Origin of the sequence: Flavobacterium phragmitis, assembly GCF_900112575.1 — a bacterium.
GTDB lineage: Bacteria > Bacteroidota > Bacteroidia > Flavobacteriales > Flavobacteriaceae > Flavobacterium > Flavobacterium phragmitis.
Map to the genome: position 1 here is coordinate 61,188 of NZ_FOMH01000005.1, position 15,077 is coordinate 76,264.

Consider the following 15,077-nt stretch of genomic DNA (forward strand, 5'->3'; position numbering starts at 1 on the left):
AAGCTATCAAAAAAGTAAAGAAAATAATATCCAGAACCCTAATTGGGTTGATTTTACTTTTGTTAGCGCTTGCTATCATATTGTCGCTTCCTGTAGTTCAAACTCAAATCGCGAACTACGTAACAAAGACTTTGAACGAAGATTTTAAAGTTGATATCAGTGTTGAAAAAACTGCTGTCAATATTTTTGGAGGAGTAAAATTAAAGAAAGTGCTGATTCGCGATCATCATAAAAAGACTTTAATTTATTCGGATATCATTACTACAGATATTGCGAGCTTCAGCAGATTGCTTGATGGAGATTTGATTTTTGGAGATTTGCGCCTGACAGGTTTGATTTTTAATCTGAAAACCTATAAAGGTGAGGACGAAAATAATATGAATAAGTTCATTCAAGCCTTTGAAGAAGAGAATACACCACCAAAGAAAAAATCGACTAAACATTTCCTGTTAACTGCTAAAAACGGTTATATTGAAAAAGGACGATTTTCTGTGGTCGATGAAAATAAGACTACGCCAAAATTCCTCGATTTTACTAAACTTAACGCCTATATAAGTGATTTTAAATTGTATGGGCCAGATGTAAATACTACGATTCATCGCTTTTCTTTTATGGATCACCGTGGATTGTATGTTTCGAATTTCGCTGGAAAGTTTAGTTATACTAAAAAGCAGATTAAAGTTGAAAATCTGGCTATTAAAACCAAAAGATCTTCTATTTATGGTTTGGCTATTTTGAATTATAAACCATCAGATTTTCTTGATTTTACAGATAAAGTAAAGTTTAATGTAACCATCGATTCTTCATCTATTGCAACTAATGATATTCGTCATTTTTATGATGGCTTGGGTAGAAATCAACATTTTAAACTAAAAACAAAGTTAGATGGTCCGCTGAATAATATGACACTTACAAGGTTAAGATTAAGTGATACGCACGGATCCAAAATCAACGGAACAATCAACTTTAGAAATCTTTTAGGCAGTAAAACCCAGAAATTTTCTATGGACGGAAAGTTTGATAAACTGCTTTCTAGTTACGACGATTTAGTAATGTTGCTTCCAGGAGTTTTAGGAAAGAGACTTCCTGTAGAAATGAAAAGAATCGGAAAATTTAATATTGTTGGAAAAGCAAAAGTTTCGACTACAGATTTAGAAACCGATTTTAAAATTGGAACAGATGTAGGAAATGGTCAAGTAGATCTTCATATGAACAATATGGATTTTATTGATAAAGCTTCTTATTCTGGAAATATTATCCTGAATGGTTTTGATATTGGAGCGGTTTTAAATCGAAAAGATCTTGGAAAAACAACTTTGAATTTGGATGTTGATGGAGTTGGTTTTACCGAAAAATACTTAAATACCATTATTAAAGGTGATATTTCAAAACTAGATTACAACAAATACACCTATAATAATATAGTACTGAATGGAAACTTTAAACTTCCATATTACAAAGGACAAATTACGGTAAGCGATCCGAACTTAAACCTAAGTTTTGATGGTTTGCTGGATTTAAGTAAAAAAGAAAATCGTTATGATTTTCATATCAACGTAGAAAATTCAGATTTAAGAAAACTCAAATTTGTAAGTGATTCTATTTCTCATTTTAAAGGAGATGTAGTGGTTCAGGTTACAGGAAATTCTATAGAAAACCTTCAAGGAAATATATTCCTGAAAGATGCTGAGTATCAAAATCCTAAAGCCAGTTATGTTTTTGATGACGTAACGGTAAGTTCTAATTTTGATGCAGATCGATTAAGAACCATCACGATTAGTTCGAATGATGTGGTTGATGGAAAGATTGTCGGGAAATTCAGATTTGATCAGTTGGATAAGCTGGTCATGAACTCTGTTGGAAGTTTATATACCAATTATAAACCTTATAAAGTTAGAAAAGGCCAATTTTTACGATTCAATTTCCGTGTTTATGATAAAGTAGTCGAAATGCTTTATCCTGAAATTAATATCGATTCTTCTACAACAGTAAGAGGGAAAATTGATTCTGATTTACAAGAGTTTAAATTTCGCTTCAATTCTCAAAAAATTACGGCAGCCAAAAATACTTTTGATAATATCCGAATTAATATTGATAATAAAAATGCACTTTACAATGCTTATATCGAATTAGATAGCATTAAAACTCCTTATTATAAGATTCGTGATTTTAATTTAATTAATGTCACAGCAAAAGATACGTTGTTTGTGCGTTCTGAGTTTAAAGGAGGAAATGAAGGAGAAGACTATTTTAATCTGGATTTGTATCACACTATTGACAAAAACAAAAATAATATCGTCGGGATTAAAAAATCCGAGATGAAGTTTAAAGACTATATCTGGTATTTAAACGAAGAAGCTGCAAACGATAATCAGATTGTTTTTGATCAATATTTTAAAAACTTTACGATTGATAATGTCATTTTATCTCATGAAAACCAGAAAATTGATTTAAATGGAGTAATCAAAGGAAAGGATTATAAAGATCTCGTACTGAATTTTGAAGATGTCGACATTAACAAAATTACCCCCGTCAATTCGAAGTTTGTTTTTGATGGTAATTTAAATGGAAGTGTTAATTATAAGCAGAATAAAAATGTTTACCAGCCAACAGCTTCCATAAAAATTGATCATTTGGTGATGAATAAGACAGAATTAGGTACACTTAATTTTGATATTTCGGGAGATGAAAGTTTTAGGAAATTTACAGTCAACTCGTCGATACAAAATGGTTTTACAGAATCGTTTAGAGCGAGTGGGAATTTTGCCATAGAAAATAAAGAAACTATTGTAGATATGAGTTTAAAACTCGAAGGATTTAATCTTGCTACTTTGGGAACTATTGGAGGTGATGTCTTATCCAATATCCGTGGTTCGGTTTCTGGAAATGCTGCAGTGGTTGGAAATCTGAAAAAACCAGAAATAAACGGACGTTTGTATGTTGAAAAAGCAGGAATGACAATTCCTTATTTAAATACGGATTATGAATTAAGTGATCGAACGGTAATTGATTTAACTAATGAAAAATTCTTATTTAGAAATAATCAGCTGACGGATACTAAATATGGTACAAAAGGTTTACTGAATGGAAGTATTGAACATAATAATTTCGGAGACTGGAAATTGGATTTAAATATCACATCTAAGCGACTCGTGGCTTTAGATACAAAAGATAGTGATGATGCAGCATATTTTGGTACGGCTTTTATTAATGGTTCGGCAAGTATAAGAGGTCCTGTAGAAAGTTTGTTTATTAAAGTAGAAGCGAAATCGGAAAAAGGTACTGAAGTCAAAATACCAATTAATAATGCACAAAGTGTAGGAGAGAGCAGTTGGATTCATTTTGTGACGCCGAAAGAAAAATACAATCTCGCCAATGGAATTGTGGAGAGAACAAGAAATTATAATGGTCTGGAATTAGAATTTGATTTCGATATTACACCAGATGCCGAAGTAGAAGTTATTTTAGATCGAAATTCGGGTCACGGAATGAAAGGAAAAGGATACGGATCGCTTTTGTTTAAAATCAATACTCTGGGTAAATTTAATATGTGGGGAGATTTCCAAGCATACGAAGGAACTTATAATTTCAAATACGGCGGACTTATCGATAAGAAATTTGCTGTAAAAAAAGGCGGTTCTATTATTTGGGAAGGAAACCCTATGCGTGCTCAGTTGAATTTAGAAGCGGTTTATAAAACGCAGGCCAATCCAGCCGTGCTTTTAGATAATACCTCTTCCTTTAATAAAAAAGTGCCGGTAGAGGTAGTTATTGGATTAAGAGGAGATTTAGCAAGTCCGGAACCTAATTTTGATATTCAATTTCCATCGGTAAGTAATGTATTGAAATCAGAAATTCAATATAAGTTAGACGATAAAGATATTCGCCAGACACAAGCTTTGTATTTGTTATCGACAGGTTCTTTTATGAGTACAGACGGATTTAGTCAAGGCGATTTTTCTGGAACTTTGACAGAAACCGCGTCAAGTTTGTTTGGAAGTCTGATAAAATCAGATAACGATAAAGTAAATATCGATTTGAATTATATTGCGGCAGATAGAAGAATGGGGCAGGAAGTTGATGGTCAGTTTGTGGCTAATATTTCTTCGCAGGTTAATGAAAGAATTACAATTAATGGTAAACTTGGAGTTCCGGTAGGAGGAGTAAACGAATCGGCAATTGTTGGAGATATCGAAATTTTGTATCGTGTAAATGAAGACGGGACAATGAATCTTCGTTTGTTTAATAAAGAAAATGATATCAATTACATAGGACAGGGAATCGGTTATACACAAGGTGTCGGTATTTCTTATGAAGTAGATTTTGATACGTTTAGCGAATTGGTGAATAAACTATTTAAAAGCCATAAAATCGAAAAAGCGGGAAAAAGTCCGTCAGACGATCTTCAAGATTCTTATCTCCCTGATTATATGAGTTTCTCAAATAAAAAGGAATCTGACAAAAACAAAAAGAAGGCGGAAAAAGAGCAAGAGAAAAAGAAAAAAGAAGAAGAGAAGGAAAAAGAAAAGAAAAAACAACAGGAACCTCACAATAATCAAGGCGTGATTCCGGACGATAACGATTATTAACACTTTGTTAAAAATAAGCATTTATAAAACCATTATTCTCATAATGGTTTTTTTTGTGCTAAATTTAGAGGCTCTAAAAGAGAATTTTTTAAGTGAGAAAGAAAATTCGATTTTTATAACACTTCATTTGGGTATTGTTAATTTTGATGATTTAATTAAAAAAAAGGCCTTTTATTATTTTAAATGAAATTTTTGCCATCAAAAAACTTATTAACGAAAACGTTTGAATTTAACATATTTTATTAATTTATAATAAACATAACGAGAATACTGGTGAATGTTTGCTAATTTTACAACTTTAATACTTAAATAATGTCAAAAACAATAAAAAAAGTAGGTGTTCTTACCTCAGGAGGAGACTCACCAGGAATGAATGCTGCAATACGATCAGTTGTTCGAACATGTGCTTATCATAATATAGAATGCGTAGGGATTTATAGAGGGTATCAAGGAATGATCGAAGGCGATTTTAAAGAAATGGGTCCTCGAAGCGTTAATAATATTGTAAATAAAGGAGGGACGATTTTAAAATCGGCTCGTTCTGTTGATTTTAGAACACCGGAAGGTAGAAAAAAAGCCCACGAAAACCTTTTAAAAGCTGGAATTGATGCTTTGGTTGTAATTGGTGGAGACGGAAGTTTTACTGGAGGTTTAATCTTCAACTCTGAATACAATTTTCCTGTAATCGGAATTCCTGGTACAATCGATAATGATATTTATGGTACAAGTTTTACACTTGGTTATGATACTGCTTTAAATACTGTTGTTGACTGTATTGATAAAATTAGAGATACTGCAAGTTCACATAACCGTTTATTCTTCGTAGAGGTTATGGGTAGAGATGCAGGTCACATTGCACTTAATGCCGGAATCGGTGCGGGTGCTGAAGAAATTCTTATTCCTGAAGAGGATCTTGGTTTAGATCGTCTTTTAGATTCACTACAAAAAAGTAAAGCTTCAGGAAAATCATCTAGTATTGTGGTTATTGCAGAAGGAGATAAAATTGGTAAAAACGTATTCGAATTAAAAGATTATGTTGAAGCTAATTTACCGGAGTACGATGTTAGAGTATCTGTTTTAGGTCACATGCAGCGTGGTGGTTCACCATCTTGTTTTGACCGTGTTTTAGCAAGCCGTCTAGGTGTAAAAGCTGTTGAATCATTATTGGAAGGGAAATCAAATTACATGGTTGGTCTTAAAGAAGATAAAGTGATTTTAACGCCACTTGAACAAGCTATTAAAGGAAAATCAGAAATTGATAGAGAATTATTAAGAGTGTCTGACATTATGTCGACATAAACCATATAAAAAGTTTAAAATAGAGAGAAGTTTATTGTGAGGAAATTAGACTTTGAAATAGTGTAATAAAAACAAAAGCAAAAATTTAGTAAAATGTCAAAAGTAAAATTAGGAATAAACGGATTTGGCCGTATCGGAAGAATCGTTTTTAGAGAGTCTTTCAACAGAGATAATGTAGAAGTTGTTGCAATCAATGACTTGTTAGACGTAGATCACTTAGCTTATTTATTAAAATATGATTCAGTTCACGGTCGTTTCAACGGAACTGTAGAAGTTAAAGAAGGAAAATTGTATGTAAACGGAAGAAATATCCGTATCACTGCAGAAAGAAATCCTGCTGACTTAAAATGGAACGAAGTTGATGTAGATGTTGTTGCTGAATGTACTGGTATCTTCACTACTATCGAAACTGCAAGCGAGCACTTAAAAGGTGGAGCTAAAAAAGTAATCATTTCTGCTCCTTCTGCTGATGCTCCAATGTTTGTAATGGGAGTTAACCACGAAACTGCAAAAGCTTCTGATTTAGTTGTTTCTAACGCTTCTTGTACTACAAACTGTTTAGCTCCTTTGGCTAAAGTTATCCACGATAATTTCGAAATCGTTGAAGGTTTAATGACAACTGTTCATGCAACTACTTCAACTCAAATGACAGCTGACGGGCCTTCTAGAAAAGACTGGAGAGGTGGACGTGCTGCTGCAATCAATATCATTCCTTCTTCAACAGGTGCTGCTAAAGCGGTTGGAAAAGTTATTCCATCTTTGAATGGAAAATTAACAGGAATGTCTTTCCGTGTTCCTACTGCTGACGTTTCTGTAGTAGATTTAACTGTAAAAGTTGCTAAAGAAACTACTTACGAAGAAATCTTAGCTGTGTTGAAAAAAGCTTCTGAAAATGAAATGAAAGGTATTTTAGGATACACAGAAGATGCAGTTGTATCTCAAGATTTCATCTCAGATAAAAGAACTTCGATCGTTGATGCTGGTGCAGGAATCGGATTAAACTCTACTTTCTTCAAATTAGTATCTTGGTATGACAATGAGTACGGATACTCAAGCAAATTAATTGATTTATCTGTACATATTGCAGGTTTAAAATAATAATATATATTTTTGCAAAATCCCGTTATGTAAGTAACGGGATTTTCTTATTTTGTTACCTCTATGATTAATGTAGAAATTACACTTTTAAATTAAGAATGGAGAAACCTAATCCAAAAAACTAAAAGAAATGAAATTAATAGTTGACAGTGGATCTACTAAAGCCGATTGGATTGCAATTGATGATAATGGAAAAGTATTATTCACAACACAAACTTTAGGATTAAATCCTGAAATTCTTGACGGACCGGAAATTGTTTCGAGATTAAACGACCGTTTTGATATTTTACAAAACAAAAAAAACGCATCACATTTGTTCTTTTATGGCGCAGGATGTGGAACAGACAGAATGAAAGAATATTTGAAACAAGTCTTTCAAGAGTATTTCTCTAACGCTATTGTTGATGTTCAAGAAGATACTTATGCTGCTGTTTATGCAACAACTCCAAAAGGGCAGGAAGCGATTGTTTCTATTTTAGGAACGGGATCTAACTGCAGTTACTTTGATGGAAAAGTATTGCACCAAAAAGTACAGTCATTGGGATATATAGTTATGGATGACTGCAGCGGAAACGTTTTTGGTAAAGAATTAATTAGAAAATACTATTTTAATAAAATGCCTAAAGAATTGGCTGTTGAGCTTGAGAAAGAGTACGACGTTGATCCAGATTTTATTAAAAATAAATTATATAAAGAGCCAAATCCAAATGCTTATTTAGCAACTTACGCTAAGTTTTTAATTAAGCATAAAGACACAGAGTTCTGCAGAAAAATTATCTTCAAAGGAATGAAATCTTTCGTTAAGAATTACATCAAACAATTCGACAACTGTAAAGAAGTTCCAGTACATTTTGTAGGTTCTATTGCTTTCTATTTGAAAGATGAATTACAAGAGACTTTTGATAAATATGAACTTCAATTAGGTAATGTTCTAAGAAGACCTATTGATGGATTAATTGCTTACCATGTCGCTAATCAATAGTTCTGGTTTTATGGAAATTGCCATTATCGCTCATGATGGAAAAAAGGCTGATTTAATTGATTTCTTAATCAAAAATGAAGCGATTTTACACAATGAAAAAATAAGGCTGATTGGTACAGGAACCACAGGAGGAAAAGCGGAAGCAGCAGGTTTTAAAACTCAAAGAATGCTTTCAGGACCTCTTGGAGGTGATGCGCAGATTGCAGGAAGAGTGGCGGAAGGAATTACACAAATGGTTTTCTTTTTTAAAGATCCTTTGTCAAGCCATCCGCACGAAGCAGATATTAATATGTTGATCCGTGTTTGCGATGTACATAATGTGCCGCTGGCAACTAATGAAGCAACGGCACAATTATTATTAGATGCTATTGCACAGCAATTATAGAGATCTCAACATTTACATTTTTTGGCAAACAAGCCACTTGAACCGTTTCACGAGCTGGAGCGGTTTTTTCGTTAAAATAAGATCCGTAAACCGTATTGATGGCGCCGAAGTTATTCATGTCCATAATGAAAATAGTTGACTTCACAACGTTCTCAAAAGTCATGTCTGCAGCTTCAAGGATAGCGGCAATGTTTTTCATAACTTGGTTGGTTTCGTCGTTGATGTTGTCTGTAACCAATTCTCCTGACTCAGGATTGATTGCAATTTGCCCAGAAGCATAAAGCGTGTTTCCAGATAAAACCGCTTGATTATAAGGTCCAATTGGTGCCGGAGCCTTATCTGTAAAAATGATTTTTTTCATAATGAAAGTATTTTGGTTCGAGAGTAGCTTATCGGTTAGAAACGCTTCGTTTGTTCCATTTAATATCGCTAAGCATACCAGATTTAATTCCGATAAAGAAATTCCAGTTTGAATTTGTTCCCATTGGCTGCCAGTTAAATGCCATTCTCCAGCTTAATAAGTCTCTTTCAAAACGAAATTGAGTAAAGGTAACTCCTTTTTGTACAAAGTCATAACCGGTAGAAACACCACCTTTCCATTTTGGTGTAATATCAGTATTAATAGAAATCATCAAGGAGTTTCCAGAGATTTGATTCTGTCTTGTTGTATTAGAATAAGTCAATGAGTAGGCTAAAGTCATATCCCAAGGAATTTTTGAATTAAAAAATTCGGTTATAACATCGTCTTTTTCTGGTTCATTTGCAAACTGACTATTTCTGCTGTCATTTAAATCGGTGTTCGTTCCGAATAAGTCGTCGCTTCGTCCTCCATTCCGCTGACTTTGGTTGTTTTTTTCTTTCCCGGTTCCTTTGTTCGAAAACGAATAGTTTACGGTTACATTGGCACTAGTTAATCTGAATAAACTTCCTCCATTATCAATATTAAACATATTGATTCTGTTGTTACCGCTGTCTAATGCATAAGGGTCTAAAGTTGCACCAAAGTTCATGTTCATTTTATTGTCAAAGAACTGAGTTCCACCACTAACTAAAATAGGTTGCCATGCTAAGGTTGTCTTGCCGTCAGCATTAAAATTATAACTAGTGCTAAAGTTTAAGTTGTTTAGCAGCATTATTTTTTTAGGTTCTGTTTTTGTGCTGTCTCTATCTCTAACTTTTGCTTCAAAAGTATTACTCAAAGCAAAACCGACGATGTTGGAGTTGTCTTTTCCAGGTGCTCCAAAAATACCATTTTCAAATCGTGTATATTGATTAGTAATAGTTCCAGATGCATCTACTGCATAAGTGTCGTAATAACGCTCAAAACTCGGCGTGTATGCATAGGTAATACTTGGACGCATGACGTGTCTGATGGATTGGATTTTTTTATCTTCTCCAAAATCAAACGTTCCATATATAGTAGTACCTAAATTCATGCTGAAATTGTAGGTTCTAAAAGAGTCAAAACCGTTTACTGTATTAGGTTCTACTTGTCCTGTAGAAGAGTCGTAGGCTTTTTTTATTGTTTTGTTAACCCATGTTTCCTGATAGGTAGTTGAAGCTCCGGCACTAAAGTATTTAAAAATCTTAAAGTTGGTGCTAAGCGGGATTGTATGCTGCATTCCTAATTGTGCATCTTGAAACATTTGTGGTTTAAAGAATAAGGAATCTTTAGTCTTGAAATAGTTTTTACCACTTACGTTGTATTGTAAGTTGATGTTTTTAATTAACCCCTTTTTTACGCCATTTTTTCCAACAAAAGGATAAACACGGTCAATACTTCCTTGTAACGAAGGAAGAGTCATGATAATGTCTTCTGTCTGGGTATTTTGACTATGGGTTGCAGATAATGCAATACGAGAACCCGGAATTGTATTAAAGGTTTTATTGTAGTTGATAGAGGAACTTAAAGTATTGTTCAAATTTGATCCGATATTGGCTTGGTTAATAGATCGTTTAAAATACTTACTACTACCCATATTTACCGATGCAGAAAAGCTTGAATTTGGATTTGATTTAGAATCTTTAGAATGAGACCACTGAATGTTGTAAATATTTTGTTTAGAGTAATCTGGATAACCACGCTCACTACTGATTAGATTTTCAAAACGGATATTTACGTTACCGCGGTATTTGTATCTTGTGGCATACGCAGATTCAAAACGCATGGCATAACTTCCGTTTGTGTAATAATCTCCTAATACAGTTAAATCGTAATTATCGCTTAAGGCAAAGTAATAACCTCCATTTTGCAATGAAAATCCTCTTGTATTCGAATCGTTGTAACTTGGAACAATAATACCAGAAACACTTTTTTCTTGACTTAAAGGGAAAAATCCATAAGGCAGTGCCAGCGGAGTAGGAACATCAGCAATAACCATTTGTGTTAAGCCGGTTACAATTTTTTTTCCGGGTACAAATTTTATCTTACTCGTTCGAAAGTAATATTCGGGATTGTCAATATCAGTTGCAGTTGTAATACGAGCACCTTTCAGGTAGTAAACAGAATCGTTTTCCTTTTTAGTAATCGCTGCTTTAATATTTAATTCTCCTTGTGTTGTTCTCGAATTATAGATTAATGCTTTTTTGGTTTTGAAATTAAAACGAATCGAGTCAGGTTGAACTTCGTTTGAGCCTTGTTTGAAATTAGGAAATTGAGTTAGAACACCAGCTGAATCTTTTATTCTACCAGCATACACTTCATCTTTTTCGTAATTAAGGACAATTATACCAGATTTTAATTCAACATCTTTATAATATAATTCTGCCTCGTTATATAGGGTGATTAATTTTTTTGTTTGATCAATTTTTGCATAATCTTTTGCTTTGTATCTCACTTTACCATCCAAAAAAGTCTTTTTGGGTCTTACCGTATCCAACTTTATGGTATCATTAAGCGCAGGTTTTTCTTTATCTGATTGTTTTACAGCAGGTAAGGGCTTTTTTTGGTTTTTTGTTTCTTGCGAATATAAATTACCACAACCTATAGTTAGGAAAAATGATATTAAAACGATATTAAATAAGTTTGTATGCAAAGGTTTAAATGCTATTTTTGTAAAATTATGGCGTGTTTTTTGACATGTCAAACTTACATATAATTTTTTGGCAAAAATAATCAATTCTAAAAATTATAACAGCTGCATTTTATTAAAATTAACTTTTAGATTTATGAATAGAATTAACAAATTTAAGGTAATATTTACTTTATCTCTAACATTTCTGTCTTTTTATGCTCAGAGTCAGTCAAATGTGTTTAAGGTGACTCTTGACGCGGGACATGGAGATCATGACTTTGGAGCTGTTTATAGTGGCAGGATTGAGAAAAATATTGCTTTAGCTATTGTTTTGAAAGTAGGGAAGATTTTAGAGCTTAATCCAAATGTTAATGTAATTTACACTAGAAAAACAGATGTTTTTATAGATTTGGTCGAAAGAGCCAATATTGCAAACAGAGCCAATTCAAATATTTTTGTATCTATTCACTGTAATGCCAATAAAAATACTGCAGCCGACGGAACTGAAACTTATGTAATGGGTTTAAGTAAAGTAGCATCTAACTTGGAAGCGGCGAAGAAAGAAAACTCGGTAATTACATTAGAGAAAGATTATAAGCGTAAATATGAGGGCTACGACCCAAATTCTCCCGAATCCATGATTGGAATGACTTTAATGCAGGAAGAATACCTGGATAATAGTATTTCACTGGCGACTAAAATTGAAGATAATTTTGAAAAATTAGGAAAAAAACTTCGCCAGGGAGGTGTAAAACAAGCGCCTTTTATGGTACTTCATAAAGCTTATATGCCTAGGGTTTTAGTAGAGACAGGTTTTATTTCAAATCCAACCGAAGGAAATATTTTAAATTCAGAAGAAGGTCAGGATGATATTGCAAGAGCCATCGCCGAAGCTATTTTGAGTTATAAAAGAGAATACTTTGGTTCAGGAGGCGAAACAGAGGAGAGTCGGCCCATAAAAGATACTTCAACTCCGGCAAAACCTAAAACAACGACTCCAGTCACTGCGGTGAAAAATGCACCAAAAGGGATTTTTTTTAAAGTACAGCTTATAGCAAGTATCAAAAAAACACCATTGGAACCAAAAAACTTTAAAGGGCTTAAAAATGTTACCATGTTATTTGAAAACAATATATATAAGTATTTTTACGAAGAAACTTCTAGCTACGAAACAGCACAAAAGTATTTGCAAGAAGCTAAAAGTAAAGGGTATGGCGCTGCATTTTTAGTAGCAACTAAAGATGGGGAAAAAATCAGTATTCAGGACGCGATTAAATAATAAGCCTAAGTTCGAATATTTATATTAATTTTGTACAAACACTTAGAATTTTGAAACTAACAAGAGAAATTAAAACGGCTATATTAGTCATCGCATCGATTTTATTATTTATCTGGGGTTACAGCTTTTTAAAAGGCAAAGATCTTTTTACAAATTATACCATGTTGTATGCTGAATATGATAATGTTGAAGATTTATCACTTTCAGCACCAGTTACCTTAAACGGATTAGCAATTGGTAAAGTAAATAAAATCACAATTGACGAAGTAACAGGAAAATTATTAGTTGAGCTTCAATTAAAAACAGATTTTCCAATTTCGAAAACAAGTACGGCTACAATTTATTCTCCAAGCTTAATTGCTGGAAAACAGATTAAAATTGTTCCAAATTTTGCAGATAAAGAATTAGCAGAAGACGGACAAAAGTTAGCATCAACTGTAGAACTTGGATTAACGGAATCTTTAGGAGGTAAAATTGAGCCAATTCAGCAGAAACTAGATAAAATGCTGGCCAATATTGATGTTCTGGTTACAGGATTGAATAATACACTAGATAAAAACACACAGGAAAATCTAAAGAAAACAATTGCTGAATTAAGTCAGACAATGACTCAGTTTCATAAAGCTTCTGGTAGTCTAAATAATATTTTAGATACTAATAAAGGACAGATTAATGGAATGGTTTCTAATTTTAATAAAGTATCAAACAACTTTAATAAAATTTCTGATTCTTTAAACAAAGCCGATTTAGGAAAAACAGTTCGTAATTTAAACCAGATGTTGGCAAAAGTAGATGCTTTAATGGCTAACTTAAATTCTGGAAAAGGTACAGCTGGAAAATTATTAAATGATGAAGCCTTATATAACAACTTAGCAAAAACTTCAAAAGAGCTTGAATTGTTATTGCAAGATGTACGTCTTTATCCAACTCGTTACGTAAACGTTTCTCTTTTTGGAAAGAAAAATAAACCTTATGTAGCACCAACAGAAGATACAAACTCAACTGATAAAAAATAATTATAAATGAGTTATTTAGATAATATTTTATTTGCCATACTTCTTATAGTTGGTTTCGGTTTTTTTGCAGCGAGCGTAAAAAAAATCATCCGAAACATTAATCTGGGAGTAGATGTGGATCGAAAAGATAATCCTAAGGCTCGTTGGAAAAACATGGCATTGATTGCTCTTGGGCAGTCAAAAATGGTGAGACGCCCTGTTGCTGGAATCCTGCATATTTTTGTATATGTCGGTTTCATAATTATTAATATTGAATTGCTTGAAATTATTATTGACGGGCTTTTCGGAACTCATAGGGTTTTTGCACCGTATTTAGGTGTGGTTTATGATGTTTTAATTGCTTCGTTTGAAATATTGGCAATACTTGTAATTGTTTCTGTAACGGTTTTTTGGCTTAGAAGAAATTTTATCAGATTAAAACGTTTTATACATTCTGATTTAACCGGTTTCCCAAAAAGCGATGCCAATTATATTTTGTATTTCGAAACCGTTTTAATGATTCTGTTTTTATTAATGAATGCTTCTGATTTGCATTTACAGAATGTACCAGGCGGTTATTCGCATTTTCATAAAGCAGGAAGTTATCCAATAAGTCAATTTATTGCGCCAATTTTTAATGGTACATCTAATGAGGTGGTGGGACTTTTGTTTGAAGTGTTTTGGTGGCTGCATATAGTAGGTATTTTGGTTTTTATGAACTATTTATATTTTTCAAAACACCTTCATATTCTTTTGGCATTCCCGAATACTTATTTCGCAAATTTAAAGCCAGAAGGTCAGTTTGATAATTTAGCATCAGTAACAAATGAAGTGAAATTAATGATGGATCCAAATGCAGATCCATTTGCAGCAGCACCGTCGGCAGATGAAAATGCGGCGCCAGCAAAATTTGGTGCAAGTGATGTTCAGGATTTAAATTGGGTGCAATTGTTAAATGCTTACACTTGTACAGAGTGTGGTAGATGTACTTCTTCTTGTCCTGCAAATCAAACAGGGAAAAAATTGTCTCCTCGTAAGATTATGATGGATACTAGAGATCGTTTGACTGAAGTTGGTAAAAACATTGATGCCAACAAAGGTGTTTTTGTTCCAGATAATAAATCACTTTTAAACGATTACATTACTCCAGAAGAATTATGGGCTTGTACGTCTTGTAATGCTTGCGTGGAAGAATGTCCTGTAAATATCAGTCCATTGTCTATTATTATGGATATGCGTCGTTATTTGGTAATGGAACAAAGTGCTGCTCCAATGTCATTAAATGCTATGATGACGAATATCGAAAATAACGGAGCGCCTTGGCAGTACAGTCAGCAGGATCGATTAAATTGGAAAAACGAGAACTGATTTTTAGTTCACGATAATAAATAAGAATTCAGATTTCAGGATAAAATTTGAAACTTTAAACTTTAAAC

At 33.2% G+C, this 15,077-nt stretch carries 10 protein-coding genes; 8 read left to right on the top strand and 2 right to left on the bottom strand.

Features of this window, described 5'->3' with window-relative positions; all coding sequences use genetic code 11:
* Window positions 1–47: 47 nt before the first annotated feature.
* The 5 genes from BM289_RS25885 (at window position 48) to BM289_RS10290 (ending at window position 8,353) form a co-directional block, all read left to right on the top strand.
* Window positions 48–4,589, top strand: coding sequence for a translocation/assembly module TamB domain-containing protein (locus BM289_RS25885; RefSeq protein ID WP_244165356.1), 4,542 nt, complete (start codon window positions 48–50; stop codon window positions 4,587–4,589).
* 312 nt (window positions 4,590–4,901) lie between these two features.
* Window positions 4,902–5,888, top strand: coding sequence for a 6-phosphofructokinase (gene pfkA, locus BM289_RS10275; RefSeq protein ID WP_091492971.1), 987 nt, complete (start codon window positions 4,902–4,904; stop codon window positions 5,886–5,888).
* Between the two features lie 93 nt (window positions 5,889–5,981).
* Window positions 5,982–6,986, top strand: a complete 1,005-nt coding sequence (gene gap, locus BM289_RS10280) for a type I glyceraldehyde-3-phosphate dehydrogenase (protein WP_012026555.1) — start codon at window positions 5,982–5,984, stop codon at window positions 6,984–6,986.
* A 130-nt stretch (window positions 6,987–7,116) separates the two neighbouring features.
* A complete protein-coding gene (locus BM289_RS10285; protein WP_091492972.1) occupies window positions 7,117–7,968 on the top strand; it encodes an N-acetylglucosamine kinase in 852 nt (283 codons plus the stop codon).
* Window positions 7,969–7,978: 10 nt separating this feature from the next.
* The gene (locus BM289_RS10290) at window positions 7,979–8,353 is read left to right on the top strand and encodes a methylglyoxal synthase (RefSeq protein ID WP_091493358.1); all 375 of its coding nucleotides are present in this window, start codon (window positions 7,979–7,981) and stop codon (window positions 8,351–8,353) included.
* Here the strand turns inward: BM289_RS10290 and BM289_RS10295 are convergent.
* Window positions 8,334–8,714, bottom strand: coding sequence for a RidA family protein (locus BM289_RS10295; protein ID WP_091492974.1), 381 nt, complete (start codon window positions 8,712–8,714; stop codon window positions 8,334–8,336). The genes BM289_RS10290 and BM289_RS10295 overlap by 20 nt on opposite strands.
* A 28-nt stretch (window positions 8,715–8,742) precedes the next feature.
* Entirely contained in the window at window positions 8,743–11,439 is a 2,697-nt protein-coding gene (locus BM289_RS10300; protein WP_394332978.1) for a putative LPS assembly protein LptD, read from the bottom strand.
* A gap of 82 nt (window positions 11,440–11,521) precedes the next feature.
* On the opposite strand from BM289_RS10300, the gene BM289_RS10305 reads away from it, so the two are divergent.
* Genes BM289_RS10305 through BM289_RS10315 form a run of 3 tightly spaced genes read left to right on the top strand, consistent with a single transcriptional unit; the run spans window position 11,522 to window position 15,009 of the window.
* Window positions 11,522–12,646, top strand: coding sequence for an N-acetylmuramoyl-L-alanine amidase family protein (locus BM289_RS10305; RefSeq protein ID WP_091493360.1), 1,125 nt, complete (start codon window positions 11,522–11,524; stop codon window positions 12,644–12,646).
* Window positions 12,647–12,696: 50 nt separating this feature from the next.
* Window positions 12,697–13,662, top strand: coding sequence for an MlaD family protein (locus BM289_RS10310; protein WP_091492977.1), 966 nt, complete (start codon window positions 12,697–12,699; stop codon window positions 13,660–13,662).
* 6 nt (window positions 13,663–13,668) lie between these two features.
* Window positions 13,669–15,009: a 4Fe-4S dicluster domain-containing protein gene (locus tag BM289_RS10315; protein WP_091492979.1), complete on the top strand. Its 1,341-nt coding sequence runs from the start codon at window positions 13,669–13,671 to the stop codon at window positions 15,007–15,009.
* Window positions 15,010–15,077: the final 68 nt, after the last annotated feature.